This window comes from Thermoplasmataceae archaeon (assembly GCA_038729425.1).
Lineage (GTDB): Archaea > Thermoplasmatota > Thermoplasmata > Thermoplasmatales > Thermoplasmataceae > B-DKE.
The window spans coordinates 74,897-99,828 of the sequence record JAVYSB010000005.1 but is presented as its reverse complement, the minus strand read 5'-3'; the positions used below and the strand labels follow the sequence as shown (position 1 = coordinate 99,828).

Annotated in this window: 18 protein-coding genes, 2 tRNA genes and 1 pseudogene; 13 read left to right on the top strand and 8 right to left on the bottom strand. The window is 44.7% G+C overall.

Annotated features, from left to right (window positions below; genetic code table 11):
- Positions 1-152: 152 nt before the first annotated feature.
- The 5 genes from carA to QW597_05850 all read left to right on the top strand — a co-directional run bounded on the left by carA (position 153) and on the right by QW597_05850 (position 6,604).
- Positions 153-1,217, top strand: coding sequence for a glutamine-hydrolyzing carbamoyl-phosphate synthase small subunit (gene carA, locus QW597_05870; GenBank protein ID MEM0156107.1), 1,065 nt, complete (start codon positions 153-155; stop codon positions 1,215-1,217).
- A complete protein-coding gene (gene carB, locus QW597_05865; protein ID MEM0156106.1) occupies positions 1,204-4,380 on the top strand; it encodes a carbamoyl-phosphate synthase (glutamine-hydrolyzing) large subunit in 3,177 nt (1,058 codons plus the stop codon). Before carA ends, carB begins: the two co-directional genes overlap by 14 nt.
- A 104-nt stretch (positions 4,381-4,484) precedes the next feature.
- The gene (locus tag QW597_05860; protein MEM0156105.1) at positions 4,485-5,735 is read left to right on the top strand and encodes a Glu/Leu/Phe/Val dehydrogenase; all 1,251 of its coding nucleotides are present in this window, start codon (positions 4,485-4,487) and stop codon (positions 5,733-5,735) included.
- Positions 5,736-6,204: 469 nt separating this feature from the next.
- Positions 6,205-6,276 (top strand) — tRNA-Gly (locus QW597_05855).
- Positions 6,277-6,418: 142 nt separating this feature from the next.
- Positions 6,419-6,604, top strand: coding sequence for a DUF1059 domain-containing protein (locus QW597_05850; protein ID MEM0156104.1), 186 nt, complete (start codon positions 6,419-6,421; stop codon positions 6,602-6,604).
- A 20-nt stretch (positions 6,605-6,624) separates the two neighbouring features.
- Here QW597_05850 and QW597_05845 read toward each other — a convergent pair whose 3' ends face one another.
- The 5 genes from QW597_05845 to gyrB all read right to left on the bottom strand — a co-directional run bounded on the left by QW597_05845 (position 6,625) and on the right by gyrB (position 13,644).
- On the bottom strand, positions 6,625-7,578 hold the full coding sequence (locus QW597_05845; protein MEM0156103.1) for an MBL fold metallo-hydrolase: 954 nt from the start codon (positions 7,576-7,578) through the stop codon (positions 6,625-6,627).
- A complete protein-coding gene (locus QW597_05840) occupies positions 7,575-8,219 on the bottom strand; it encodes an isochorismatase family cysteine hydrolase (GenBank protein MEM0156102.1) in 645 nt (214 codons plus the stop codon). The genes QW597_05845 and QW597_05840 overlap by 4 nt, the downstream gene beginning before the upstream one ends.
- 63 nt (positions 8,220-8,282) lie before the next feature.
- Positions 8,283-9,305, bottom strand: a complete 1,023-nt coding sequence (locus QW597_05835) for a homoserine dehydrogenase (GenBank protein ID MEM0156101.1) — start codon at positions 9,303-9,305, stop codon at positions 8,283-8,285.
- Positions 9,295-11,694, bottom strand: a complete 2,400-nt coding sequence (gyrA, locus tag QW597_05830) for a DNA gyrase subunit A (GenBank protein ID MEM0156100.1) — start codon at positions 11,692-11,694, stop codon at positions 9,295-9,297. The genes QW597_05835 and gyrA overlap by 11 nt, the downstream gene beginning before the upstream one ends.
- 9 nt (positions 11,695-11,703) lie before the next feature.
- Complete coding sequence (gene gyrB, locus QW597_05825) at positions 11,704-13,644, bottom strand: DNA topoisomerase (ATP-hydrolyzing) subunit B (protein ID MEM0156099.1); 1,941 nt, start codon at positions 13,642-13,644, stop codon at positions 11,704-11,706.
- Between the two features lie 202 nt (positions 13,645-13,846).
- Here gyrB and QW597_05820 point away from each other — a divergent pair.
- The 5 genes and pseudogenes from QW597_05820 to QW597_05800 all read left to right on the top strand — a co-directional run bounded on the left by QW597_05820 (position 13,847) and on the right by QW597_05800 (position 16,069).
- Positions 13,847-13,918, top strand: a tRNA-Cys gene (locus QW597_05820).
- Positions 13,919-14,398: 480 nt separating this feature from the next.
- Positions 14,399-14,689, top strand: a complete 291-nt coding sequence (locus QW597_05815) for a MarR family winged helix-turn-helix transcriptional regulator (protein ID MEM0156098.1) — start codon at positions 14,399-14,401, stop codon at positions 14,687-14,689.
- Between the two features lie 3 nt (positions 14,690-14,692).
- Complete coding sequence (locus QW597_05810) at positions 14,693-14,926, top strand: hypothetical protein (protein MEM0156097.1); 234 nt, start codon at positions 14,693-14,695, stop codon at positions 14,924-14,926.
- A 12-nt stretch (positions 14,927-14,938) separates the two neighbouring features.
- A pseudogene (locus QW597_05805) lies at positions 14,939-15,595 on the top strand (MFS transporter).
- A 48-nt stretch (positions 15,596-15,643) separates the two neighbouring features.
- Positions 15,644-16,069 carry a hypothetical protein gene (locus QW597_05800; GenBank protein MEM0156096.1) on the top strand — a complete coding sequence of 142 codons (426 nt, stop codon included), beginning with the start codon at positions 15,644-15,646 and terminating at the stop codon, positions 16,067-16,069.
- A 311-nt stretch (positions 16,070-16,380) separates the two neighbouring features.
- Here the strand turns inward: QW597_05800 and QW597_05795 are convergent, their stop codons facing one another.
- Entirely contained in the window at positions 16,381-16,605 is a 225-nt protein-coding gene (locus QW597_05795) for an antitoxin VapB family protein (protein MEM0156095.1), read from the bottom strand.
- Between the two features lie 864 nt (positions 16,606-17,469).
- On the opposite strand from QW597_05795, the gene QW597_05790 reads away from it, so the two are divergent.
- The 3 genes from QW597_05790 (at position 17,470) to QW597_05780 (ending at position 21,605) form a co-directional block, all read left to right on the top strand.
- The gene (locus tag QW597_05790) at positions 17,470-18,732 is read left to right on the top strand and encodes a hydroxymethylglutaryl-CoA reductase, degradative (protein MEM0156094.1); all 1,263 of its coding nucleotides are present in this window, start codon (positions 17,470-17,472) and stop codon (positions 18,730-18,732) included.
- Between the two features lie 178 nt (positions 18,733-18,910).
- Positions 18,911-20,065: an amidohydrolase gene (locus QW597_05785; GenBank protein ID MEM0156093.1), complete on the top strand. Its 1,155-nt coding sequence runs from the start codon at positions 18,911-18,913 to the stop codon at positions 20,063-20,065.
- Positions 20,066-20,297: 232 nt separating this feature from the next.
- Positions 20,298-21,605: an ammonium transporter gene (locus QW597_05780; GenBank protein ID MEM0156092.1), complete on the top strand. Its 1,308-nt coding sequence runs from the start codon at positions 20,298-20,300 to the stop codon at positions 21,603-21,605.
- Between the two features lie 29 nt (positions 21,606-21,634).
- Here the strand turns inward: QW597_05780 and QW597_05775 are convergent, their stop codons facing one another.
- Complete coding sequence (locus QW597_05775; GenBank protein MEM0156091.1) at positions 21,635-22,498, bottom strand: aminotransferase class IV; 864 nt, start codon at positions 22,496-22,498, stop codon at positions 21,635-21,637.
- On the bottom strand, positions 22,488-24,575 hold the full coding sequence (locus tag QW597_05770; protein ID MEM0156090.1) for a chorismate-binding protein: 2,088 nt from the start codon (positions 24,573-24,575) through the stop codon (positions 22,488-22,490). The genes QW597_05775 and QW597_05770 overlap by 11 nt, the downstream gene beginning before the upstream one ends.
- Positions 24,576-24,932: the final 357 nt, after the last annotated feature.

Sequence of the window (24,932 nt, the reverse complement as noted above, 5' to 3'; positions counted from 1 at the left end):
GCTGTAATGAATGGGAGATCTGAATATTTTATAAAAGGGAAAAGATCGCAGTCCGATAAACACTATTTTTTTATGCTAATGTGAGATAAGGCTGAACAAGTTGAAACGGATCCCCTTTAACTGGAGTTTTGTACGAGCTGGGGGGAACCTATTTGCTTGACAGATTTCTTGCTCTTGAAGATGGCACTGTCCTTAAGGGGAGATCTTTTGGCTCATCTTCAGAACGATATGGGGAAATTGTTTTCACAACCTCCATGACAGGCTACCTTGAATCCATAACAGATCCATCGTACAGGGGGCAGATGCTTGTTTTTGCTTCTCCGACAATCGGTAATTATCCTTTGAAAAATGGCGTAATGGAATCTGACAGGGCGCAGGTGAGCGCCATAATAACCAGGGATGCTCATACCCAGCTCTACTCAGGAAGCAGCGGGGAAGAACTGAATAGATTTCTGGTGGATAATGACGTACCGGCCATTGACGGTATAGACACAAGGCTCCTCGTGCGAAAGATAAGAGAACACGGTGTGATGAAGGCACACATACTCAATACAGATGAGGTTCCTGATAATTGGCCTGACCCAATGGCGTCCAACCTTGTTGGTGAGGTATCCACAAAGAAGAGTTACGCTATTGGCAAAGCTGGAAAGCCCAAGGTGCTGTACATAGATGCAGGTACCAAGAATAGCCTGTTGCAAAACATCTCGGATTTCTTTTCCCTGCTTGTAGTTCCTTACAATTCCAATTTTTTTGATATAAATGAAGATTACGATGCCATATTCGTATCAAACGGTCCGGGAGATCCTGCTCACGAGTCCTTGAGAGGGATCACGGATTTCCTTAAGAAGAATACTGGATCCATGCCCATTCTCGGCGTTTGCCTCGGGCACCAACTCATTGCACTTTCACAGGGCTGCAGAACTGAGAAGATGAAATTCGGTCACCGTGGAACCAACCACGCGGTGACAGATGGTAAAAGAGTCTTCATAACGTCGCACAACCACGGTTATGCTGTCAATGCGGCGTCAATTTCGGCTGGTGATATGCACATAGGGCAGTGGGACGTGAACGACCACACAGTGGAGATGATATACAACACCGAGAAGAGCATATATTCTGTCCAGTATCATCCGGAAGGGTCACCAGGACCAAAGGATTACTCGGAATTCTATTTCACAATCTCAAAGGTAGTGGAGGGATTTCATGCCAAGAAATAACAACGTAGGGAAGGTGCTTATCATTGGATCCGGACCTGTTGTGATCGGACAGGCTGCAGAATTTGACTATTCCGGTTCTCAGGCGTGCCTTTCCATGAGGGAGGAGGGGATCAGTACAGTTCTGCTGAACTCCAACCCGGCGACAATTCAGACCGATTTTGACATAGCAGACAGGATATATATCGAGCCCATAACAAAAGAAGCGGTAATGCAGATTGTCAGAAAAGAGAAAGTAGATTCCATACTTTTCTCGGTCGGTGGTCAGACAGCACTAAATCTTGCTATGGAACTTGACAGGAGTGGAGATCTTGCTTCACTAGGCATCAAAATCCTCGGCACAGGCGTGCGCGCGATCCGCCTGGCAGAGGACAGGATGATGTTTCACAAGAAAATGCTCGAAATCGGGGAGCCTGTCGCAGAATCATACACACTGACGAAAGAAGATTATAAAGAATCGATCAACGCAGTTTCAAAATTCCCAGTTATTGTACGAACTTCCTTCTCGCTCGGTGGGTCTGGAGGTTCCATCATCAAGACAAGAGAGGATCTTCAGGCGTTCTGCCGTGGCTACTTCAGCAAATACGATGCATCGTCACTAGATGTGGAGACATCACTCGCAGGGCTGAAGGAGATTGAGTATGAGGTTATAAGGGACAATGCGGGAAACTGCATTACAGTGTGCAACATGGAAAACCTGGATCCCATGGGTGTTCACACGGGTGAGAGCATTGTGGTGACACCCTCACAAACTTTGAGTGATATGGATTATCATAGACTGCGTAGATCGGCAATAAGGGTTATTTCCGCTCTGGAGGTTGTAGGAGCTTGCAATATACAGTTTGCACTGGATCAAGAAAATGGGAAATATTACATAGTTGAAGTTAACCCGCGCACATCGAGGTCGTCAGCCCTGGCGTCAAAGGCCAGTGGTTATCCAATAGCTAGGATAGCTTCGAAGATTGCAGTGGGGTATAACCTGAATGAGATTCTTAACCCAATTACTGGAAATACTTATGCCGCGTTTGAGCCTTCCCTTGACTATGTCACTGTAAAGATCCCAAGGTGGCCGTTTGACAAATTCCATGTCAGCCGCACCATCGGCGTTCAGATGAAGTCCATCGGGGAAGTCATGGGAATTGGAAGGACATTTGAGGAAGCTCTCATGAAGGCGATTGCTTCCCTGGATAACGAAATGTCCGAAAAGATACGCATTTATGAATCCGACGAAAGGATCTGGGGGTATGTATCGAACCCGAGCGACTTGAGAATTTATGCCATTTTTGAGGCTCTGTTCAGGGGGTTCAATATAAATGAAATCTCAATGAGGAGTGGCTATGATAGCTACTTCATTTGGAAAATCAAGAACATTGTTGACCAGATTTCCGCCATTGGGATGGGAGAGTTTCCAGAAAATATTGTCGCTCTAAAGTCACTTGGAGTTTCCGACTTGATTATCTCTGCATTCTCAAAGGTCAACCCCATCACAGTCACTAGATCCAGGCTGGACGCCGGTATACTACCTGTCTTCAAGTCCATAGATACATGCTCTGGCGAATTTGCTGCCACTACGCCATACCTGTATTCAACATTTGAAATGGAGGGAGAACGAGAGACCGATGGAGAACGTAATAAAGTACTGATCCTCGGATCAGGACCAAACCGAATTGCCCAGGGACTGGAATTTGATTATGGTTCAGTAAAGGCCATTAAAAAGCTTCGGCGTGATGGATACAAAACCATCATGGTGAATTCTAATCCAGAGACCGTGTCAACAGATTTCGACGTATCCAATGTCCTTTATTTCGAGCCACTCACGCTTGAACACGTTTCAAATATCATTAGGTGGGAGAGACCTTTTGGCGTAATTGTACAGTTCTCCGGCCAGACAGGGCAGAACATGGTCAAGGGATTATCGGAAATTTTTGGTGAGGACATTATACTGGGAACAAAACCTAAGGATATATTGAAAGCCGAAGACCGCAGCTACTTTGCAAATATCCTGAAATCCCTTGGTATCAAGCAGCCAACATTCACCACAGTTTCAAACCTGCAGGAAGTGTCAGGCAAGATTGATGAAATTCATCTGCCGGTAATATTGAGGTCTAGCTTCATAATAGGTGGGAGATCAATGGACATAATCAATGATCGGGAGACCCTCATGAAAAGGTCAGAGGAACTCTTTCGTGAACGTCCTGGATATCCTATCCTCGTAAGCAAATATATCGAGCGGGCGGATGAAATTGATGTCGATTTTGTCTCTGATGGGAAATCATACAACATAAGCGGGATATGTATGCACATTGAGGAAGCAGGGACCCACTCTGGAGATGCAACTATGATCATGGGGCCGTCAATGGTCAGGGCAAACGTCATAAAGGAAATCAACAGAATTATAAATCTCCTTGTCAAATCATTCGGGCTGGTTGGGCTCTCTAATCTTCAGATCGCTTCCAGCGAAGCAGGTGTATTTGTTATTGAGCTGAATGCCAGATCCAGCAGGTCGGTTCCGTTTGTGTCCAAAGCAACTGGAGTTGACTGGGTGGCAGTCGCAGTTGGTGCAATGCTTGGGAACGGTCTGAAATCTGAGAAACCTGGGAAACTGCGTTCTTTCTTCATCAAGACTCCAGTCTTTCCGTTCAGGAGGTTTGAGGACCTTGATCCAGTGCTTTCACCGGAAATGAAGTCTACTGGAGAAGGGATGGGAGCTGGCAAATCTCCAGAGGAAGCACTGGTAAAAGCTCTTTCGATCTCAGGATCAAATATATCCAATTCCGGTGACATGGTCATAAGCGTCAATGATTCGGACAAGGTAAGGCTCTCGGAACTGGTACCATTCCTTTCCGAGTTGAACGGCAAAATATACGCAACCTCAGGAACCGGGAAAGAGCTGAAAAGGCACGGAATAGAGAGCATACTTGTGCACAGGATAGGAGATCTGAGAGAACCGAGAATCGACCAGATCATTTCCACAGGTAAGCTGTCAGTTATAGTGAACACTCCTAGCGAAGCGGTTGATCAGATAAGAGATTCATTCGAGATCAGGAGGATCGCCATATCTAGGGGGATACCTCTTATCACAAACATAAGGCTTGCTGGCTTTGTGTTCAGTTCTCTCCACGGCAAGGTAGTTTCTGAATACAGGGAACTTAGAAGCTATTACTGATCCATAGTACTGTTATTGCACTTGCGGCTTAGATGTTACAGCAAAGGTTAAACTAATAATACGTGATCATCCCGTGCCTTGTTTAAGAGGCAAATGGTGAAAACATGACAGAAGATCTGGACCCATTTGACATAGCAGTCAAGCAGCTTAAGAAGGCTGCTGATGTTGTGAAAATGGATAAGCGAACGTTCGAAATGCTTAGCCAGCCGATGGCTATCATGCAGGTTGCTATACCTGTAAAGATGGATAATGGAGAGACCAAGGTGTTTACTGGTTTCAGAGTACACTACAACAACGCAAGGGGACCAACGAAAGGAGGGATAAGATTCCACCCACAAGAGACTCTATCCACTGTCAAGGCCCTCTCAGCTTGGATGACCTGGAAAGTAGCAATAACCAACCTGCCACTCGGCGGAGCAAAGGGAGGCGTCATCTGCGATCCTAAGACAATGAGCGTCGGGGAACTCGAGAGACTCAGCAGAGCTTACGTGAGAGCCCTTGGGACATTTATTGGCCCACTCGTTGATGTACCAGCACCTGACGTATACACAACCCCACAGATAATGGCGTGGATGATGGATGAGTATGAGAACATTGTCAGGCATTCTGCTCCTGGCGTTATCACGGGAAAACCGCTGGAGAACTGGGGATCACTCGGAAGAGGAGATGCAACAGCCAGAGGTGGAATGTACGTACTCAGAGAAAAGGCTAAAGAACTCGGAATGAACCTCAAGGGAGCCACAGTAGCGATACAGGGATTCGGTAATGCTGGACAGTTCGCCCACAAGCTTGTAAATGAGATGTTTGGATCAAAAGTAGTAGCTATTTCCGATACGAAGGGCGGAATTTACTCAGAAAATGGCATTGACTACAACAAGTTAATGGATCACAAACAGAAGACAGGAAGCGTAAAAGGATTCCCTGGCACAAAGGCCATAACGAATGAGGAACTTCTTGAGCTCAAGGTAGATGTGCTTATACCTGCGGCAATAGAGAATCAGCTCAGAAGCGACAATGCAGACAAGGTCAAGGCAAAGATAATCCTTGAGCTTGCGAACGGGCCCACCACACCAGATGCAGACGAGATATTCCACAAGAAAAACATCGCACTGTTGCCAGATTTCCTCTCTAACGCCGGAGGAGTGACCGTTTCATACTTCGAGTGGGTACAGAACCAGGAAGGCTACTACTGGACCGACAAGGAAGTCGACGAGAGGCTAGACAGGAAGATGACAGAAGCAGCCCATTCTGTATTTGACACCTCCAAAAAGTATAATGTTGATCCGAGGACTGCGGCCTATATTGTATCTATAAAGAGAGTCGCTGATGCGATGAAACTCAGAGGATGGGTGTAAACCCTCCATCTTTTATTTTTGTCTCAACCATTCTGAAATCTAATGCACACGGAGCAATAACAACTTTCATTCATGGATTGTTGAATCTCACTTTCACCAATAATGCTGCTGAAATTGTTTTTTTTGAGGGCGCGCACAGATAAAACGAGAAATTCGCTAAGCTGCGCTAGTATACATATGAAACGAAAAGGGAAGTCTCCTATCCAGAATGATTGCTGAAACGCTAATGGCTGTGTAAATGAAGTGACAGATAATAGATATTCTTGGCGGACCTATATAATCGGGACACAAAGAGTCATATTGCCAGGGACCGACTATACTGATACTCAGTGAATTTCACCTTGAAAAACATGCCTAATAGGTGTGGTCAGTGAATCAGCGTATTTGTGCTTCCATGTGCCTTACAGATCCCGCTTCATTTATCTACAACCTTTCAATATTCCTTACCAGAATAGACATGCCAAGTTTCGCGGAAGTAGTGTAGCGGTTATCACAGGGGCTTCCCAAGCCCTTAACCCGGGTTCAAATCCCGGCTTCCGCATATTAATGATAGAATGAGAAGCCACGATCGGCGCTTTCAACCTCGCTTATGTTGACGTGCAATGGTTTTATGGCAAGTATTTGCATCGCCTTGATGTACCACAAATTTTAATATATCTAAACTGGCTACGCTCTTGATAACAATGGCACCGTATAGTTTTAAGTGCAAGGATATCGGAATGGAATGTGGTTTTGAGACCAAGGCCAAGACAAAGGAAGAACTAATGCCAAAGATTGTGGAGCATGCAAAATCAGCCCACAATATTACTGAAATAAATCCAGAGCTAAAAGGCAAAGTGGATTCTGCAATTAAGAAGACATTTTTCTAATCACAGGAATTCATTATTATCTATTTTTTATATACAATTCTTCCGGATCGCTCGCTCTTTGAAATCAGGCCGATTTTCTCGAGATGCCTGAGGTGTGCAAGGGTTTCACCAATGGCAAAAATCCTCTCCATGCCGTTCATATCGTTAATAGTCCTCCCCCTGTTCCATCTGATTCTTCCTGAAATTTCGAATGGGGTTCTCCAATCATCACACTGAGCATTTATCTCGGCCAGTCTGAGTTTATGGTGGGCAAGTAGGTCTTCTATCCTGTAAGAAAGGTTGTCAATCTCAGGACCATGACCGGAATAGCCGGTCTGAATACCAGTCGACTGGAGTTTCAGGAGGCTTTTGAGGTACATGCCAAGCATGTCGGAGTCATCATCATAATATGAAATATTTGGAGTTATGCGCTCAATAATGTGATCCCCTGTAAACACAAAATTTTGATCCTTCACTATAAATGCTGTAGACCCTGGAGTGTGGCCCGGCACATCCAGAATTGATATTTCCGGAAAGCCTAAAAATGTCGAATTTTCGTCTAGCGGTGTAATCTCATCGATTGCAGCGGCTTCTTTGTATGTCTCCTTTACAGGATTGACCTTAGCCGCAATATCAACTTCGTTGTCTGGTAACCCAAGATATTTCAGATACGAAATTTCATTTTTCAGATACCCTTCAGGGTCACTCATCATTCTCGAGATGATCTCGGCATCCAACTTACCCATATAGACGCGCACCGACAAGCTTTTCTGAAGATTTGCCGCTCCGCCTATATGATCGAAATGAAGGTGAGTTAGCATTATCTCGCCTATCTCGTCCACTTCTACACCATTTTTCCTCAGGAATTCCAATGTATCAGGTGACATGCCGGTGTCAATGAGCGCCCCCCTTTTGCCGTTAGTTATAAAATACAGATTTGCAGTCCGCAGACTCCTTATGCCTATGGGGACTTTAAGTTCCCTAAATTCTATCATCCCTGCATTCTCCCCTTCCATTGATTCAGAATTTCTCTAAGAGGATATACCAGAGCAATATCTTCCATATTCTTTAAAGAGATCTCCTGGGCACTCTTGTCTTGCGTGGTTACGCATTCTTTGCATACTACGGTATAGTATCCCATGACAGATGCCTCTCTGACGCTGTTCTCTATTCCTAATTCAGTGCCAACACCGGAAAATACAACCGTGGTTATTCCAGCAGCTCTCATCATTGAGTCGAACTGTGAACCATAAAACAGGCTGTGTAACCGGACATTCAGTATTATGTCATTCACAGCCGGCTCCACGGATTCGTGTATTTCTGAATCTCCAGTACCAGGCTGAAATTGCAGTTGCAGTCGGGTGGGATCAGTAAGTCTCCTCTTTGTCATCTCCAGAAAAACTGTCCATGGGTACTGAAAATCTGCATCGACTTCGGTATACCTGCTGTAAATTACCCTTACTCGTGACATTCTGGCGGACCACAGAAGACTCTTGATGTTCCTCTGAAATTCCTGAGGATTATATGTATGCCGCACAAAGCTGTTCTGGACATTCCAGACGATGAGTACTGTGTGCTCAGGATCCAGGATTTCCTGGGGGGTATCAAAAATAATCTTCCGCCCTAGTTCCTTCACGTCCGTTTATTGATAAACTCTATTTATAGGATTGTAAGAAAAACGAATGACGCCTGATTGGATTCATATTTCTTCCCTTGCCAAAATCATCACATCGTTCAATACAGCGGACGCCGTTTCAAGGGGGCCATCACGAATATTTCCTATAAAATACTTAGAACCTTCAGTTGTCTCGAGCAAATAGGAAAGCGATGATGTACCAAGTGATACTAGCGGGTCAAGCGGCTCAATGCTATTGATAAGAGACGAAGCAAATACCTCATTATCTTTTCTGTAAACGTCCGAAACGATCCTGTACCTGTCACCGCTTCTCCTCATCTCGCCAATCCTGTCTGAAAGTGTTTCAACACCATCATACTTTATGTCTCTTAGTGATAGATTCGAGCCGAATACTGCATTGGCAATGATGACTGTTTTTCTTGCGGAGTCAATGCCCATGGTATCATCGTGAAAATCGGTTTCTGCAATGCCCTCTTTCTGTGCCATCTTTACGGACTGGCTAAAGTCCAGATTATGCAGAAGCCTGTCCAGGACAAAGTTTACAGTCATGCTGACAATTCCCCTAATCCTGATGACCTCAACAGGCATCATAGAATAGTCGAGAAGATTGAAAAGAGGGGTTCCTCCAGCTACAGTCGCCTCGTACCTGATTCTTCTGCCGTTTATCCTTGCAGCGTTCATCACATCTGACCACTGCATGGCAAGCGGAGACTTGTTCGCTGTAACTACGTCTGCACCTGATCCAAAGGAACGTTTATACAGATCAAGGCCAAAAATTCCGTCCGGTGTTGCAGGTGTCAGGTCCACAACTACGTCCGGTGCCCCGGAAAACAGGTCTTCAGTTGATATCTTCTTTCCCACCAGATCCATACGACCTTTCTGTTTGGCCTCAAGTAGATCTATTGGCTTAAACCCATCAGGCTTATTGTATACCCCCTTTGAATCCGAGGCATAGACAATTTTTAGGTTCTTACCAGTTTTTCTCGATATGGTTTTAAAATTTTTGTCAAGTACATAGAGGAAACTTCTTGCCACGTTCCCTAGTCCCATAAGGGCGATCCTGTATTCCGGGAAATTATTCTTCATTTTCGTCCGCCCCAATCCTCGTTGCTGATATGACATAATCCTCATCGTCGAGGTCAATCAACTTCACTCCAGCAGTTACCCTGGAAAGTTCCCTGATGTCTGCCACCCTGATTCGTATGGTCTTCTCATTCTTTGAGACGAGCAGCACATCGTCAGCTTCCCTTACTGGCAGAGCAGAAACAAGTGGGCCAGTTCTGTCATTCCACTTAGAGAGGAAAACCCCGGATGAACCGCGATGGTGCACTGGATATTCGGAAATTAGTGTGCGTTTGCCAATACCATTTCTAGATACGTTGAACAGGTACTCATCATCCTCAACTGCAAACGCGGAGACAATATACTCATTCTTCCTGAGCTTCATGGACTTTACTCCCCTTGAGGTTCTGCCTGTCATCCTGACTTCCTTAGAATGAAATACAGCCGCCTTCCCAGTGCTGGAAACAACTACAAATTTTCCTGGCTTATCCCTGTGTTCAACTGCGACAACTTCATCATCTTCCTCCAACGTTATGATCCTTATACCGCTGGTTCTCATCTCGAAAAGGTCTTCAGCAGGGGTCCTCTTCACGAAGCCTTTCCTTGTTACAAGTATGAGAAACGACTTCTTGTTCTTCGGGGCATTTAGTATCTGTTCCACAGTCTCACCCTCCATCAACGGCAGAATGGCTTGTCCGGATGTCCCAACAGACTTCCTGTTCTTCTTCTCAAGCTCGTAAACCTTCCCCTTGATGACCCTGCCCGTATTTGTGAAATAATAAATCGTATCATGGCTATCGCACTTGAGAACACTTTTTACGGAGTCTTCCTTTCTCGTTGAGGTTATGATCCCTTTTCCCCCTCTCTTCTGTGCCTTGTATTCGTCAATTGATACCCTCTTGAGCAGGCCACCGTCACTCAGTATAACCATATTCTGCTCGTTGGGTATTAGATCTTCCACGGATCTCTCTTTCAAAAGCTTGTAAACAATCTTAGTTCTCCTCTTGTCCGCGAATTTCTCTTTTAATTCTGAAACTTCGAACTTGAGGATCGATCTGCGCTCCATTTCCTCACCAATGATCTTCGTTAACCTCTTGATATTCTTCACAACTTCGTCGAGATCATGTTTCACCTTAGTTGTCTCCAGAGCAGTGAGCCGTTGGAGCCTCATTTCAAGAATGGCGTCCGCCTGACTCTCCGACATTTCAAATGAGGAAATAAGGGAAGCTCTTGCTGCAGACACATCCTTTGATGCCCGGATTGTAGCGACGACCCTGTCAATATTGTCAAGTGCCTTCACAATACCTAGGAGTACTTCCTGCCGCTCCTGGTTTTTGGCCAGGTCAAATTTTGACCTCTTAAGGATCATTTCCAGCCTGTGTTCTATGAATAGTTCGATGAGCTGGTTAAGTCCCAGTATCTTTGGTTCATTGTTCACAAGAACCAGGTTTGTAACACCTATTGACGTTTCAAGTGCGGAATTCTCATAAAGCTGATTGAGTACAAGGGGTTTCATATCATCGTCCCTGACCTTAATGACAATCCTCATTCCGGTTCTGTCTGATTCATCTCTTAAATCTGTAACACCTTTAAGGACCTCATTCTTCGTCAGGGAGGCTATGCTTTCGATGAAAGTTGCCTTATTTACTCCAAAGGGAAGGCTCTTGATAACAAGATGTTTTGGCTCGTCCATATCCACCTCTCCGTGGCACAACACCTTGCCCCTTCCGGTCTTATATGAGTCTACTAGTTCCTTAGTATAAAAGACAATTCCTCCTCCGGGAAAATCGGGCCCCTTTACGAATTTAAGCAACTCATCCGTTTCAGACCCTGGATTATCGACCTTGTAAGTAATGGCATCGCATATTTCCCCTAGATTATTCGGGAGCATGTTGGTCGCCATACCAACTGCTATCCCAGAGGTTCCGTTTATTAGGAGCTGTGGGACCTTTGTCGGGAAGTATTCTGGTTCTTCAAGGGAGCCATCGAAATTCTGTCTGAATCTGACCGTATTCTTCTCAATGTCCTGTACCATCTCAGAGGACAATCTTGCCAGCCTGGCCTCTGTGTACCTCATTGCGGCAGGTTCGTCTCCGTCTATTGATCCAAAGTTTCCTTGGCCATCAATCAGCGTGTACCTCATGGAGAATGTCTGCGCCATTCTGGCCAAGGCATCATAAATTGAGAGGTCTCCGTGAGGGTGGTACTTACCCATGGTTTCTCCCACAATTCTTGCACATTTCTTGTAGGGTTTGTCATAAGTGACTCCCAGTTCACTCATAGAGTAAAGTATCCGCCTCTGAACAGGCTTGAGCCCGTCGCGTACGTCCGGGATGGCCCTACTCACAATAACACTCATTGCATATTCCAAGTATGAATTTTTTATTTCCTCTTCTATCGGCCTTGTCTGCATTCCAATTCCTCACAAATCAATGTTCTTTACATATTTTGCGTTCTCTTCTATAAACTTACGGCGGGGCTCAACTTTTTCTCCCATCAATATTGAAAAAAGCCTGTCAGCCGCTGCAGCGTCCTCAATCGAAACCTGCACCAGCTTTCTTGTCTCAGGCTGCATTGTGGTTTCCCATAACTGGGAAGGGTTCATCTCACCAAGACCCTTGAATCTCTGTATTATAGACCCATTTCCAAGCTTTTTTGCTATGCTTTCCTGCTCCTTCTCGGAGTACACATAATGCACCTTATCACCTTTCTGTATTCTGAAAAGTGGAGGCTGTGCGAAATAGATCTTGCCTTCCGTGATAAGCTCACGAGAATATCTGTAGAAAAAGGTAAGCAGGAGTGTCCTTATGTGAGCGCCGTCCACGTCGGCATCAGTCATAATTATGATCTTGTGATACCTTAATTTTGCTATGTCCAGAGAATCCTTTATGTTCGTTCCCATGGCTGTGATGAGATTTCTAATCTCCTGGTTCTCCAGAGCCTTTATATCACTTGTTTTTTCCACATTCAGAATCTTCCCCCTTAACGGGAGCACAGCCTGGAATTCCCTGTTCCTGGCCTGCTTTGCAGAACCACCAGCGGAATCTCCTTCTACGATATACAATTCTGATTTCTCCGGGTCGGATGTGGAGCAGTCCGCCAGCTTGCCCGGCAATCCTCCGTTTTCGAGGGCTGATTTTCTCCTGACCAGTTCCCTGGCTTTCCTTGACGCTTCCCTTGCGGCAGCGGCAGCAATGGCTCTCTTGATGATCTGGTCAGCTATGTGCGGATATGATTCGAAGTAATCCCTGAGGAATTTGTCGGTGAGTGACTGAACAATGCCCTTTACCTCGCTGTTACCGAGCTTGGATTTTGTCTGCCCCTCAAACTGCGGTTGAAATACCTTAACGTGTAGTACCGCCACAAGGCCCTCTCTTACGTCATCTCCGCTTATCCCTTCTATTCCCTTTATGAGGTTATGGTTCTTTGCATATTCCTGAACAGCGCGTGACAGACCTGCTCTGAACCCTGTCAAATGTGTCCCGCCTTCCATGGTGCTAATGTTATTCACATATGACTGCATGATTTCGGTAACACTGGTATTGTACTGGAGCGCAAACTCTACCACAACGTCTTCCGAAGTCTCATTGAAGTATATTGGCGTCTTGTGGATAGGGATATGCCCTTCACCGAGGTATGTAACGAACTCGGAAAGACCGCCGGCGAAGTGGAAGATCTCCTTTCTTGATTCCCTGTTGTCCTCTATTGTTATGGTTACCTGGGGATTAAGATACGCAAGGTCCCTCATCCTCTCTATTATAGTGTTGTAGGAGAAATCCAGTGTTTCAAATATTTCACTATCCGGGTAGAACTTTATGAGGAGGCCATGGGTTTTCGCCAGTTTAAATGAAAGTGAAGCGACGTCCTGGTCCTTAGAGTCTGTGAATTTTTCCATAGATACTTTCTGCATATGGTCTCTCGGGACACCGCGATTAAAAATTTCATAGTAAAGATCAGCCTCTTTTTTAACTGCTGCGATGAGCTTAGATGACAGTGCGTTAACCACATGAACCCCAACGCCGTGGAGCCCTCCCGTGATCTTGTACACCTTCTTGTCAAATTTTGCTCCGCTGTGCAATTCGGTGAGCACTATCTCAAGACCCGGTCTCTTATATTTTGGGTGAAGGTCAACAGGAATCCCCCTTCCGTCATCTTCGACGGAAAGGGATCCGTCCTCGTTTATGCTAATAAATATGTTCTTACAGTATCCAGCAACTGACTCGTCAATAGCATTGTCCACCACTTCGTAAACAAGGTGGTGTAGCCCTCGTTCATCGGTTGATCCTATATACATCCCGGGGACTTTCCTGACCGCCTTCAGTCCTTCAAGAACTGTTATCTGAGAAGCATCATAATTTTCCATGTTAATAACCACTCGTTCTATTTGTATTAATTAAATACTCTACTTTGGTTTCTGTTAGTGATACCTCTATACCTCATAAACCTTGCATCTTTGCTCCAGACCAAAATTTTCAAGGAAATATTAACGCATAGCACCGTCATGTTACTTGTCTTGTTTCTCAACAAAACAATTTAAATTATTTGTGTATCTACCCTGTTGCCGTGGATAGGTGGCAGAGCGGTCATGCGTGGGACTGCAGATCCCATCTAATAGGGTTCAACTCCCTACCTATCCTTAGAATCAACATTTTCCGATATTTCCTGAACACGAAAGTAAGGAAATGAGTACAATTGTGTCATCCTTGTCATTTAGCACTTCGATGTTGCTTAAAAAGAGAAGAGCGTAACAGTGGATACCGATAACTCAAAGGTGTAAATGCCGGTTGATAAGTACTAAGATTGCCGTGTTGAGAACGTTATATTATGGCTATACCGCTCTATCTAGAGTACACACTATCCGATATTCTATTCACTTTACCGCTATGCAAGAATTGTGATATAGCCTTACACGAGTTGTTGAGGGAAAAAATTGTTAGGATTCCTAACTATTAGGATCCCTAAATATGATAAATGATAACAGTTTTTCTGCGGACAGATCAGTATAAATTGAGCTTTGGTCAAACATTGGAACGTTTGTTCAGAGATTTGTCAGCGTGTCTAGGACAAATGCAAGGAAAAGTGGTTTGACATTAACTCGAGCGTGGATACTTTAGGTTATTTCTCAGCGTAAAGAGATGACTACCACTGAAATATCTGCGTATACTGGAATTACGCTTCCAACGATAACGGGTATTCTGGAAAGCTTGGTGAAAACACGCTGTATTATCAAAAACAGGAATGCAGAAGATGGGCGTAAACTAGTGGTTTCTATCTCGGAAACTGGTAGTGAAAAACTGAGAAAATTCTTGAATTTGCAACAAATGTTTGTTGAGAGGATAGAACCGGCAACAGACAAAGATTTTCTGGACAAACTTTCGGAAGTTTTCCGAACCCTTGTAAGACGATGAGTTATGAATGATTCTGGGATAGAGAAAGAGGAAATAATCGGGAAACGAGCTTCATTAATCATTTTGGGCATAGTACTTGGACTTCTAATGGGGGCACTGGACAACCTGATAGTATCCACTGCAATACCGGTTATTGTTAAAATTTTTAGACAGCCGGGTGCAATGCCTTTCCTCATAGATGCTTATGTAACATCATCTGCCATTGGAATGGTCATATTCGGAAAATTGTCAGACTAATACGGTAAGCGGTCCATATTGCTCATCACGCTCAAGATCTTCATAGCGGGGTCAATACTGGCAGGAATGAGTAATTCACTGTTAGAATTGATTGTCTTCAGGATAATTCAGGGCTTTGGAAGCGGCGGTTTCCTACCTGTTGGCCTAGCTGTAATAGCGTCGACGGTGTCTCCAACAGTGATGGCAAAAATAACGGGGGTTGTCACTAGTTTCGTTGGAATGGCTATTGTTGGCGGACCTGCATTGGGAGCATTGATCGTTGATTCTGTGGGTTGGAGATGGAATTTTTGCGTGAATATCCCGCTTGGAATTGAATCTATCATAGTCATTGCGAAGACACTTGAACCTTTGATACCGAGACGCATGGGTAAATTTGATCTTTTGGACTCAATCCTGCTGGTCGTCTGGGTAACATTACTGCTCCCTCCTCTCGTGGAAGTATCTGATGGAGGCTGGTCTTTGCGTCAGCCTGTTGTTGTTGGTTTATTGTTAGACACGATTCTCATGGTAGAAGATGCTCTGAGAAAAGCGGAAGAATATCCGTCAAAGAGGCGGCTTTGGCTTTCCTTAGAAAAGAAGGTTATGTACCAAACGTTTAACCTCATTATTTCGTATCTAGAAGATTCGGGAAAGACTGTACAAAATAAAGGCAAGATGATCTGGGTATAACTCCGAGCTTGTGAGTAAATATAGCAATAGCAAACTGCTATTGAAGTAGTGATTGACGAGAAGGTCACTGTGGTATTCGCAGATGAAGATACTCAGTATGCATACTTCCACACGAAGACAGATAATCCGACTCTCTATAAGTTTCTGGAAAGAGCGACTGATGACCTAAAATCAAATCTATTCTGTGGAATTCAAATACCAAAACGTCAGATACCAAAATCCTACGCACAGAAATATAGGATCGACAATTTATGGAAATACAACCTTCCTGACGCATGGAGGTTAGTGTATTCTGTCGCAGGCAGTGAAATAGAGATAGTTACAATATTGATGGAACGGTTTCTCACTAAGAATGTTAAAGGAGATTCAACTATTGGAGAATTTGAATATCACGCCAATTATTTACCAGAGATATCTACTCGATCACCGAGACCTGACTACTCTCAAGGACCAGAAATGCTTTGTCTTGCGTGATCAATTGCTCATTATTGGCAGCACATACTCCAAATATCAACAGGTCGTTATCGCTCATCATCTTGCCGTTTGTTCTCAGTTTGTGGTATACTACGGCAGAAGCTTCGGTGGAAATGTCGTTTGAGTAATAGATTTTCAGGGTTTCAATGACTTCATCTAAAATCCTTCCGTTTTTGTACTTAAGTAACTCATACTCATTTACAAATGTCGTTGCTAATTCATTATCAGCAAATCGATTGATCAGACTGACGATCTTCTCCTTTCCTATAAGATAATCTATGATGACGTTGGTATCCAGAACGACCAGATGATCACAAACCTTCAGTGTTTCTTAACCTGTCTTCTTCAATCTGCTTTCTAAATTTTTCTAGATTGGTTGCATCGGATTTGAAAGCCCCTGCAAAGCTAGAAAAGTTATTCTTTCGTTTTGACTCCTCAACAAGTTTGAGCACCACATCTGAGAATGACATGTTCTTTCCCTTCGCTTTTAGCAGTGCATCGTAGGCAGCATCTGACAAAGTAACCGGTTTTGTCATTATACATATGCATAGCGTATACGTATATAGTATTTTGGCAAAATCATATGACTTTGAGAACGTGGTCCGGAGTACTTCTCATGCAAAAGACCGATATTCTCCCTTGTCAAAATATGGTCAGATTAAGTTGCAATAACGTCATGCTTCTACTTATAGGGTGGCGCTGTAACCCTAAGAATACATAACCGGAGTTTCGCAGGACGTGGAATCAGTTGATCTTTTTAGGAAGCTAGGGGCACTTCCATCAATATAAATTCGAAAATCTCTTAAATACCCGTACTTCACCGAAGAATTTGTGCTGAAAAGCCGGGTGAAAACCAATCTTAAGACTTGTGTTTCATATTATCAGTTCTTGCGGCTGCTCTAGAGGCGAATCCAAGATATAGTATGAAAGATATAAAAACAATCAAAGGAAGGCTGTCCACTTTCTCATTTATAATCAAAAATATTACTTAGTTTTACAGTTTACGCGAATAAAATTCCAATTGGGCACGACTCTTACAGCACTCACAGAACTCCATTTATAATGACTGACGTTGAACGCATAATGATAATTAGGGCACTCAGAGTGTAAAGTCTCATAATTTGTGATCTGCTGGCGTAATTAGGCAATTTGAATGTTATTGAATTTCCTCTGTTTTACGCGGATAGTTCAAATTAATCGTTACATTTCAGCTGCGTAAGAGAAGGAGGTTATCTTCTAATGAAGGCGAAAGACAACCTTTCCTTGGTTATAAGGACAAAAATAGTAAACGAATTCGCTATTTTCTCAGCTATATCACGCTTTGGAGCAGGGCACTCCATTTGTGAACGTTATAAGAATGGGTTAGGTAAAATCTTTAATACGGTGGATTATAGCGTAGAATGCCAGAATCAAACATTTCCGGATTTTACAAATTATCCGTGGAGGAGAGAAGAGAGTTAATCAGGAAGGCAACTGATTTGACAGAAGAAGAGATGAGATTGCTTAGAAATATGGGCGGTCTGGGGGATTCTGCTGCGGATCATATGATAGAAAATGTTATCTCAGCCATTGAGGTCCCAATAGGCATCGCAACAAACTTCCGGATCAATGACAGGGATTACTTTATTCCCATGGCGATAGAGGAACCAAGCGTGGTCGCAGCAGCCTCAAACGCTGCAAGGATGGCCAGGGTTAAAGGGGGATTCAGGTCAGTCTCGTCAGAACCGATCATGATTGGCCAGATAGAGCTATCCGGTGTTTCTGATCCTTTTGGAGCAAAGTTCAGAATTCTCGAAAGGAAGCAGGAATTACTTGACATGGCTAATTCACAGGATCCAGTTCTCCTGAAAGTTGGTGGCGGAGCTAAGGACCTCGAAGTCAGGGTGATTGATGAATCGAATCCGATGCTGGTTGTTCATCTACTTGTCGATGTGAGAGATGCAATGGGAGCTAATGCAGTGAACACCATGGCCGAATACCTTGCCCCGAAAATCTCTGAGATATCGAGGGGTAACGTCAGGTTAAGGATTCTAAGTAATCTTGCAACGTACAGAATGACAAGATCGTATGCTGTTTTTGATCGGAAAGCCATAGGCGGAGATGACACGGTGGGTGGTATTGTCGAAGCGTATAAATTCGCCAGCATAGATCCATACAGAGCAGCAACCCACAACAAAGGAATAATGAATGGCATTGACGCAGTGCTGATAGCCACTGCAAATGACTGGAGGGCTATAGAGGCTGGGGCGCACTCCTATGCTGCCATGAACCGTTATACCTCACTCTCGAGGTGGGAAATCAATGATAATGGAGACCTTGCTGGTTATATAGAGCTTCCCCTTGCCGTAGGAATCGTGGGCGGGGCTACCGCAACGCATCCGAAGGCTAAACTTATGCGTAAAATCCTCGGAATTTCATCGGCCCGAGAATTCGCAAACGTACTTGCAGCCGTAGGTCTGGCGCAAAACTTTGGGGCAATAAGAGCTCTAGCTGCAGAAGGAATCCAGAAGGGACACATGGGACTCCACGCCAGGAATGTTGCTGTTTCGGTTGGAGCGAAGGGCGAAGAGATTGACAGGCTGGCTGAAATGATGGTCAAGGAAAGGAAGATACGCTCTGATGTGGCAGCCGAAATGCTAAAGAGGATCAGGGGCCCCAATTAAAAATGGAAAACACTTCATCAAAGATCCCACTAATTCCAGGCTGCACGTGATGTCAATCAATTTTCCTTTTTTGTAAAATATCATTACCAAAAGAGTCCAACTTCCCTCTTTTCGTCTACAAATGTTTTATACATGAGTTCATAAAGCACAAACATCTTTGTATCATATGGTGAACGGCATGGAAAGTGAAAAGGTAAATGAGTATGTGGTTAATTTGAGAAGGTATTTTCACGAAAATCCAGAATTAAGTTTCAATGAGTTTGGGACGGCGGATCGTATTGAGAAGGAACTGAATTACATGGGACTTACGTGCCGGAGGATCGGGAAAACAGGCATAGCTTGCGACATAAACGGATTTGAAAAGGGCAAGACAGTCGCCCTCAGGGCTGATATGGATGCACTTCCGGTGCTGGAAGAGGTAGAAGTTCCTTTCATGTCCAGGAATAAGGGGATTATGCATGCCTGTGGTCACGACGCCCACACAGCAATGCTGCTCGGGGCCGCAAAGCTTCTTGTTGAAAATAGGGCATCATTCAAAGGCACTGTGAGGCTCATCTTCCAGGCTGCAGAAGAGACGACCCCGGGAGGCGCGATAGATTTTATCAAGGCGGACGAGCTAAGGGGAGTTTCCGCGATAGTTGGCCAGCATGTAACTTCCCTAATGCCTTCGGGTACAGTGGCAGCATACCCGGGACGTGCAATGGCTGGTTCCGATGAGTTCCGCATAAGGATTATAGGAAAAGGGGGTCATGGTTCTGACCCTTCGAACTCCATCGATGCTCTTGTTATCGCCTCTTATTTCGTAGATGCCGCTCAGGCCATAGTATCGAGAATGATTCCAACCTTCAATCCAGCTGTCGTGACATTCGGTACTTTCAATTCAGGTTACAGGTTCAATATCATCGCCCAGTACGCCGATCTTACCGGCACCGTCAGATCTTTCGACGATGAAATCAGGGCAAAGGTGAGGAGCAGTCTGGAAAGGCTCCTGTCTGGAATCTGCAATTCTTACGGCGCAACCTATGAATTCAACTATTTGGAAGGATACCCTGTAGTGGTCAATGACCCTGTGATTGATTCGACCGTGGAGGAGGTTGCGAAGACAGTGGTCGGTGCCAAGAATGTATTTCATCCCGATCCCATTATGGGTTCGGAGGACTTCTCCTACTATCTGAAGGAGGTTCCTGGAGCTTTCTTTTTTCTCGGTGTAGGTAACCAAAAAAAAGGGATTGTGTCTCCAAATCACAGCCCAACCTTCAAAATAGATGAAGATGCGATGAAGTACGGTGTGGAAATTCTCTACAGATCTGCATTAAAGCTACTTGGGGTTTAGACTTATTCGAGTCACAACTTACATTTTTCTCATAAAAATGTAACGTATTTGTGGACTTCTTGCACTGCGCTATTGTAGCTGTTCATTACCTTTTCCTCTGTAACGGGTTGGTGTTCTTTCAGGTATAAAATATAATAAATATCACGTGGAATAGCTTATTCCAAGCATTAGCCGAATATTTAGCCCATCAGAGTTTTAAACTCCTGTACCATTGTCTAGAAGGTGCATCGTATTGACGCTTGACCTTATTAACAATCTGTGGATACTCTTTTGCGGACTTCTTGTCTTCATAATGGCAATTTCAGTGGGTTTTCTTGAGATTGGAGAACTCAGTGAAAGGTTTGATAATGCTCTCCTTAAGACCACCCTAATCACCGGTTCTTCTCTCATATTCATGGCCTTCGTGGGGTTTAACATTGCATTTGCCCCATCAATCGGAGGGGTCATTGGCAACCCTCTGAACAATGGTCTTTTCCTGGGAATGTTTTCTTCAAACTCAGGTATGCTCTCTGGAATATACTGGCTTACTGGATCGGCTTATTCCAATACGTTTCTTGCAACTGGAACATTCTTCTTCTTTGAGGCGGCATGCGCATCGGTCACTCTTGCCCTAGTAAGTGTGGTGGTATTGAGGAAGGTCAAGCTAATGGCATTCATTATCTATTCTGCTGTTTATTTCATGATAATCTGGACTATACCGGTTTCATGGATATGGAATCCTTCAGGCTGGCTATACTCACTTGGGGTAAGAGATTTTGCAGGTGGTCTACTCGTACACGGAGCAGCCGCAATTGCTGCCCTGGGCATAATGACACAAGTGTGGCGGGAAGAAAAGAAGAAAGGGCTTACAGAATCAATACAGGTGCCAATTAACTTGAACCGTGGTTGGCTGACCCTTTCAATACTCCTATTGTGGATAGGCTGGTTTGGCTTCAACCCCGGGACTGAGCTTGGGTTGAACTATTCTGCCATAACTATAGTCCTAACCACATTTATCTCGGGGTCAGCTGGGTTACTCTCTACAATGTTCTTCAAGTACCTCGAGACCAGGGAAAACCCTGGAATGCTTTACGCGGTGAATGGCACTCTTATGGGACTTGTTGTCATCACACCACTTGCCGGTTTTGTCAGCGTTGGGAGTGCGCTGATCCTCGGAGTCATAGCTGGACCACTTTTCATTGTTGGTGAAAAAATCCTCTCGAAAGCTAGGTGGTTCACAGATCCTGTGGGTGTGCTATCTGTTCATGGTGTTGGGGGCCTGTTTGGTATCCTCATGATTGGGTTCTTCTCACAGAATGCCTTTGCTTCCGCTGCTGGCTACCCATCTGTACCTAATGGTTTATTCTTCGGGGGTGGGTTTGCAGCACTTCATCAGCTTGGTCTTGAGGTCTTTGGCATAATCGTGGTCGGTATATTCGTGTTTGTGGTGTCTTTCATTGTATCTGCTCTATTAAGTAAAGGAATGCACGGAATACTTGCAGAAGAAAGCATTACTGAGAAAGAAGAACTGGCCACAACAACAGCCCAAACGCCGCAGTGAAATTAATGCCGGTCGCTCTGGCATTAATTCTAAAATCTTTTCTGCTTCTGCGTTTCAGCCTTGAAATCTGAAATAAGAATCTTTGAGAGTTCACCACTTTTAAGGCGCTGTATCCTGTTCCCATATATGGCATGCAAAATTGGCATTACACCAAGCAGTGTGGAAGTCAGAAGAGCCTCCTGAGCCTCAAGCAATTCAACAAGTTCCAGCGGCCGATCGATGACTTCTACCCCCCTCGTCTTTGCGCTTTCCACCACTATGCTTCTAGTTATCCCCGGGAAGGCAAACGATTTGGTTCCAGGAGCAATGATGCGGTTATCACTTATTACCAGAATATTTGATCTGGTGCCCTCAACGATTCTTCCCTTTGAATTTGTCAAGAGCGCCTCATCCCAGCCCATGGATGTAGCGTCTCTTAAGGCTTGAGACAAAGGACCCCGAGAGATCCATTTTACCTGGTTATCTCCAGATGGTGGTATTAGATACCTTTCAGGATGGGAATGTGACGAAATACCCACGGTCAGACCCTCCTCGGATGAGCCTTTCTCTTGAGCTTCGATTGGATCGACAAGAACCACAAATCCCCAGAGAGGATGATCTGAGAACAACAGTGGCCGGATAATTCGCTCCGTCTGTGGCGTTTCTGAGATGCTGGACTTCAATGTATCCATGATCAGTTCCTTAACAGATTCTATGGTTGGCAGTTCCTTCATACCAATTGATCTTGCCCCAGAAAGAAGGCGGGAAATATGCGAGGTAAGCTTGAATGGGACTCCGTTGTACGTCCTTATGGTCTCAAACACACCGTCTCCAAGCCGGAATCCTGCGGGAATACTGGATGAATCCCAACTGTAAAGCTTTCCTCCAAGCCATTCATGACTATCAGATATCATTTCTCTTCACCTTACCCTGAATCCTGAGAAAATTCTCAAGAATCGCGAGGCCATTCTTCGTAAGCACAGACTCTGGATGAAATTGTACTCCATAGATAGGCAGATCTCTGTGCTGAACAGACATTATCTCTCCATTATCGGTTTCAGATGTAACAAACAAAGGGTCCCTGACCTCGTCAGCAACAAGCGAATGATACCGGCCGGCTATAAATGAGCGAGGGAGGCCGCTCAGTATGTCAGCAGGATGCGTATGTGTTGTCCTGACTATCTCCGAGGCTTTACCGTGCACGGGTAGACGCCCTCGAACAACTGTACCTCCGTAACTTTCGACTATTGCCTGGTGACCGAGGCAGACGCCTAGTGTCGGTAATCCTTCGAAAGCCCTGATAGCTTCCATTGAAATCCCAGAATCGTCCGGTTTCCCAGGTCCGGGTGAGATTACGAGATGAGTTGGATTCAGTTTCAGGAGGTTCCTCACGTCAGATTCGTCATTCCGAACCACTGTGACCTTAGCACCTAGCATGGAGACATACTGGACAAGGTTATATGTAAATGAGTCGTAGTTATCTATCATCAGAACATGTCTTGATCTAAAATCAGGTGCGGCCTTTGGTGGATCCCAGGATGATCTGATTCTGGGGGGTTCCCATGAATAGCCTGAACTGCTATACCCTTGGAGTGACTCCAGCAGCGCTTTCGCTTTCTCATTGGTTTCCTTCCACTCTCTCTGTGGGTCTGAATCCTGCACAATGCCGGATCCTGCATAAACATGCACCTCACGATCGTTTTCTGGGTAGAACGCACTCCTGATCAGGATATTGAAATCCATGTTCCCGTTCAGTGAAATATAGCCCATTGACCCTGTATAAGCTCCTCTGGAAACAGGCTCAATCTCTGAAATGACCCGTGTTGCACTTATCTTAGGCGTACCAGTAACAGAACCGCCAGGCATGAGAGCATTGAAAAGATCAGTCAGTCTTGCGGCAGGAGAAAGTATACCTTTGACATCGGATACCAGATGCATTACATGCGAATAACGTTCTACAGTTAAGAATTCATCTACCATTACGCTTCCGCTCAGGGAAACCCTACCAAGGTCGTTTCTTGAAAGATCAACAAGCATTGTGTGCTCAGCGAGTTCTTTTCTGGAGGTCGTCAGTGCCCTCTCATTCATAAGATCCTGCTTCCCATCACCTCTCGGACGGGTTCCTGCAATCGGTCTTGTCGAAACCCAGGTTTTTCCAGAACGTTCCTTAACAACACTGATCAGCCGCTCCGGCGAGCTTGATACGATTGTGAAACCCCCTGCAGAGAGGATGCCAGAGTATGGGCTCGGATTATATTCTCGTAACCTGGAATAGAGCTGCCAGGGTACCAGCCCCCTGGATCTTATCCGCTGAGCTATGTTGGCCTGATAAACGTCTCCAGAACGGATAGAACTCTTTACTTCTCTGACCCCCTCCTCAAACTGCTCCCTTGGAAAGTCATACTCAAAGCGCAGGTCTACTGGCTTAACCGAGTTGAATTTCAGAGAATCTGTGCCAATTAACGCTGTGTATATCTGTGATCTTATGTATTCAAACTTTGCATTCCTGATAGATGGTACCGCTATTATGTAGACGCTCCCGTTTTTGTCAACCACAAGAGCTCTATCGTACAGACTGAACCAGGCATCTGGAATGCCCTGAATCCTACTCTTCGCAAAACCCTGCTGCTTTGCGGCCCATTCATATCCAACGTAACCTATAAAGCCACCAATAAAGGGTATTAATCCAGAGTTTTCTGGCTCGGGTTCAGTCCGACATTCCCTGATTGTATTTTCGAGGATCTCAGGAAAATAATTTTTATCCTTCCCCAGAGAAGATATTTGAATGTCCTTATCAGCTTTCACATCAGCAAGCCCATTTTTAACTGTAATCGTGGCAGCAGGATCCCAGGTGAGTATGGTGTTGCCTCCAGGCGTTGTTGTTTCAAGCAGCACAGTGCCTGGAAATTTGCTGTTGAAGGCATTGAACAGAACCGGTACTTTATCTGCAGGAATTCTATTCTCTCTTTCAATAATTACCTGGCATGTCACTTGTAGATCATCTCCTCATAGCTCAATTATGGTATTCAAACGTATTCTGGACGTCCATTCAATAGCGTTTTCCGAGCAATGAAACCAATGCAGTTCTATAGAAGAAAAAGGAATTAGAGCGCAGCAGGTTATGGAAGATTGCAATTTTACGGCCCCTTCATCATACCTGGTATTCGCAATTCTGAGCTATGCACTTATCCTCGCTTCCCAAAACAGCATGAACAAAATTGGATTTTCTCTCAGGCATGAAGGTGAGATAGAACCCATGTATTTCAAACAGACTCCTAAGTACTTACATGAAAGACAGGAGGTTCAATTTTTAAGGTTCCAGCGGCAGTGGGAAAGGAACTGGTAAGG

What these genes read in the sequence shown, in the direction of transcription:
- QW597_05845 (MEM0156103.1), bottom strand. Translation starts at nt 7,578, where the DNA reads ATGATAGAATTTAGGGAACTTAAAGTCCCCATAGGCATAAGGAGTCTG.
- gyrA (MEM0156100.1), bottom strand. Translation starts at nt 11,694, where the DNA reads ATGCAGACAAGGCCGATAGAAGAGGAAATAAAAAATTCATACTTGGAA.
- carB (MEM0156106.1), top strand. Translation starts at nt 1,204, where the DNA reads ATGCCAAGAAATAACAACGTAGGGAAGGTGCTTATCATTGGATCCGGA.
- QW597_05785 (MEM0156093.1), top strand. Translation starts at nt 18,911, where the DNA reads ATGGAAAGTGAAAAGGTAAATGAGTATGTGGTTAATTTGAGAAGGTAT.
- QW597_05860 (MEM0156105.1), top strand. Translation starts at nt 4,485, where the DNA reads ATGACAGAAGATCTGGACCCATTTGACATAGCAGTCAAGCAGCTTAAG.
- QW597_05795 (MEM0156095.1), bottom strand. Translation starts at nt 16,605, where the DNA reads ATGACAAAACCGGTTACTTTGTCAGATGCTGCCTACGATGCACTGCTA.
- QW597_05835 (MEM0156101.1), bottom strand. Translation starts at nt 9,305, where the DNA reads ATGAAGAATAATTTCCCGGAATACAGGATCGCCCTTATGGGACTAGGG.
- QW597_05775 (MEM0156091.1), bottom strand. Translation starts at nt 22,498, where the DNA reads ATGATATCTGATAGTCATGAATGGCTTGGAGGAAAGCTTTACAGTTGG.
- QW597_05790 (MEM0156094.1), top strand. Translation starts at nt 17,470, where the DNA reads ATGCCAGAATCAAACATTTCCGGATTTTACAAATTATCCGTGGAGGAG.
- QW597_05810 (MEM0156097.1), top strand. Translation starts at nt 14,693, where the DNA reads ATGAATGATTCTGGGATAGAGAAAGAGGAAATAATCGGGAAACGAGCT.
- gyrB (MEM0156099.1), bottom strand. Translation starts at nt 13,644, where the DNA reads ATGGAAAATTATGATGCTTCTCAGATAACAGTTCTTGAAGGACTGAAG.
- QW597_05850 (MEM0156104.1), top strand. Translation starts at nt 6,419, where the DNA reads ATGGCACCGTATAGTTTTAAGTGCAAGGATATCGGAATGGAATGTGGT.